General features: G+C 57.3%; 4 protein-coding genes and 2 pseudogenes. 2 read left to right on the top strand and 4 right to left on the bottom strand.

Translation table 11 applies throughout. The annotated features are described in order from the left end of the window. Window positions 1-99 (top strand): annotated as a pseudogene (locus tag CINSTRO3249_RS17915) (IS4 family transposase); the annotation flags it as partial. Window positions 100-174: 75 nt separating this feature from the next. Here CINSTRO3249_RS17915 and CINSTRO3249_RS16305 read toward each other — a convergent pair. The 4 genes from CINSTRO3249_RS16305 to CINSTRO3249_RS14760 form a co-directional block, all read right to left on the bottom strand. Next, entirely contained in the window at window positions 175-693 is a 519-nt protein-coding gene (locus tag CINSTRO3249_RS16305) for a CopD family protein (RefSeq protein ID WP_084790262.1), read from the bottom strand. Between the two features lie 36 nt (window positions 694-729). Further along, window positions 730-1,053, bottom strand: a complete 324-nt coding sequence (locus CINSTRO3249_RS16300; protein WP_084790261.1) for a hypothetical protein — start codon at window positions 1,051-1,053, stop codon at window positions 730-732. Next, complete coding sequence (gene yobA, locus CINSTRO3249_RS14765; protein WP_074013802.1) at window positions 1,054-1,434, bottom strand: CopC domain-containing protein YobA; 381 nt, start codon at window positions 1,432-1,434, stop codon at window positions 1,054-1,056. Window positions 1,435-1,687: 253 nt separating this feature from the next. Further along, window positions 1,688-2,152 (bottom strand): ferritin, encoded by a 465-nt coding sequence (locus CINSTRO3249_RS14760; RefSeq protein ID WP_074013801.1) that lies wholly within the window; start codon window positions 2,150-2,152, stop codon window positions 1,688-1,690. 13 nt (window positions 2,153-2,165) lie between these two features. Here CINSTRO3249_RS14760 and CINSTRO3249_RS16295 point away from each other — a divergent pair. Next, a pseudogene (locus CINSTRO3249_RS16295) lies at window positions 2,166-2,769 on the top strand (IS1 family transposase); the annotation flags it as partial.

Below are 2,769 nucleotides of genomic sequence, written 5' to 3'. Positions count from 1 at the left end.
GTTGCGCAACTCGGAGGCTTTCTTGCTCGAAAAGGCGACGGTGAGCCAGGCGCAAAAACTATCTGGAAAGGCTTGCAGAAAGTCATGACGGCCGCCGAAACGCTACGCGCGCTCAGGCACGAACAGAATGTGTATAACGAGGTGGCTATAAACATGTCGGCCGTGGCCGAACACTTATTGGGGTTCAAGCATGGCAAATACGCTGACCAACAGCAGCGTCAGCACGCCAAGAGCGATTTCCGTTAAGGTCAACCGGGTCAGTCGTTTAATGGCGCGGGCTTCGTCTATGCGCATCGTGGGGACAATATGGTAACGGTTGGTCAACGCCAGCAGTACCATCGCCGCCACGGAGAGAATTTTGATTATCAGCATGCGCGAATACGGCTGTCCCAGCGCGACAGGCCAGTGGCCCAAAACCAGAAAGGTGTTACCGATACCGGTCAGAATCACCAGCGCAACCAACAGATGGCCGCAGCGAGAATAGGCCATCAACGCCCTCAGGGCCTCCTGGCGCAAGCGTGGACGGGTTAGCCCGCGCAGGGACAACAACAAGGGCCATAAACCACCGAGCCATCCCGCCACCGCCAGCAGATGCAGCATGTGGTTACCGCGCTGCGCGGCGCCGCGTAATCCGCCATACATCGCCGCGTGGCCAACAAACGCCAGACTGAGCAGCGCAACCGTTGACAGCACCCATAACGCTCTGTAACGCCCGCGAGGGAGGGTGGCTCAGCAGGTCGCCAGCACCAACAACAGATGCCAAAACCATACCTGACCATAGGCCGTATGCAGCACCGCGCGCCAAACGTCAGGACGAACCGTATCCGGCCATCCCTGCCCCATCAGGCCAGCCTGCAGCGCCAGCAGCGCACAGCCCGACACCAGCGCCCCCAGTGCCAACACCTGCAGGATACCCCGGAACGCGCACCTCAGCCGCTGTTGCAGCGCCGGCGGCGCCAGACATTCGCTGAACAGCAACATGCCGCTCAGTTGGATCAACGCGGCAAAATGGATAAAGCGGCAGGCCGCGAACCAGGCCGGCAAGGTGGCCATTTATTTGACGCTGAAGGTATAGCTGCCCTGGGTTTTATGACCATCTACCGAAACCACATGCCATGCCACCTGGTATTCCCCCGCGGTCAGCGGCTGTGTAAAGGGCACGATGATCTGAGCGGCATTCGCCGGATCGGTTTTGATGGCTCCGGTCGGCACCTGCTGGTTACCATTGCGGGTTAAGGTCAAACCGCTGAACGTGGGTTCAACCGCTTCGGTAAACGTCAGGGTTAGGGCCTGCGGGGCGTCCGTCATGGTGGCATTGGCGGCGGGATATTGCGTTTTGAGATGGGCATGGGCCTCGGCCCGCGGCGCGCACAACACCGCGCCGGCAAAGAGCGCCAGCGCGTACACCGGCGCGACAATACGTTGCATTGACATTAGTGGCTTTCCTTAAGGTGATAAATGTCTAAATAAACGTTACGGCGGTGGGATACAAGACGGCAGGATCCGCTGCCCAGCCATTACCGCCACAGGCGAGAAAGGAACAAACGCCCGGTCACGGTTGGCAGGCCCGCTTACATGAACGCGGGCAAATGATAGCGGCTGTGGCGGATGAAGTCGAGGACAACCACCCGTCCCCCGGCGGCGGCGCGCGCGGGGGACGGGGGAAAAACATCAAGGCGGGAGACGCTTACAGGGTGGTATTAACGCTGTTGTCGCCGTTCATTTTTTTCAGATCCTGATCGATAAAGAACAGGCCGCTCGCGTCGGTGTCCACCAGCGCCAGCTTGTCGAGGATGGACTTGAACATCTTCTCTTCCTCGTGCTGCTCGGCGACATACCATTGCAGGAAGTGAAACGTGGAATAGTCCTGCAGCGTCATCGCCACGTGGGCCAGCTCGTTAATCTTCCGCGTGATCATCTGCTCATGCTCATAAGCAAGCTTGATAAGCTCGGCCAAGGCCGGAAACCCGACCGGCGGCGCATCGATCGCCCCCAGCACCGGCATGGTGCCGGTATCGTTCAGATAGTCGAACAGGCGGCGCATGTGATCCATTTCTTCGCTGGACTGGGTCTTGAAAAATTGGCTGGCGCCCTCCAACCCTTTGTCGGTAATGCCTTCAAATAGTTGACTTTTGTGATATTCTGCCTCTATTTGAGGTTTCCACGTGGTTACAGTTTCTGTTCATTGTCCTCGCTGCCATTCAGATGAAATTTATCGACATGGCCTTAGTCCAACTAAGCGCGAACGCTTCCGGTGTCAGTGCTGTCACCGTGTATTCCAGCTTACCTACCGCTATGAAGCGCGAAAGCCGGGAGTTAAAGAGCAGATCGTTGATATGGCCTTCAACGGTGCCGGTGTTAGCGATACCGCTAGAACGTTGAAAATCGGCATCAACACGGTCATCCGGGCTTTAAAAAGCTCTCGCCCCGCCGGATAACGTCTTCTCCCGTTGCTCACGCCGATGTCGCCCTTATCTGTGAACTTGATGAGCAATGGAGCTTCGTTGGCAGTAAGGCGCTACAGCACTGGCTCTGGTACGCTTACAATACCAAAACGGGCGGCGTTATAGCCTACACTTTTGGCCCCCGAACCGATGAGACCTGCCGTGAATTGCTGGCTCTGTTGACGCCGTTCAACATCGGCATGATTACCAGTGACAACTGGGGCAGCTATGCAAGAGAGGTGCCGAAGCAGAAACATCTGACTGGCAAGATCTTCACGCAACGTATAGAGCGCAATAACCTGACGCTCCGTACCCGCATTAAACG

Origin of the sequence: Candidatus Sodalis sp. SoCistrobi (genome assembly GCF_900143145.1) — a bacterium.
GTDB lineage: Bacteria > Pseudomonadota > Gammaproteobacteria > Enterobacterales > Enterobacteriaceae > SoCistrobi.
The sequence above is the reverse complement of the archived record's forward strand: the minus strand, read 5'-3'. Positions and strand labels throughout refer to the sequence as shown.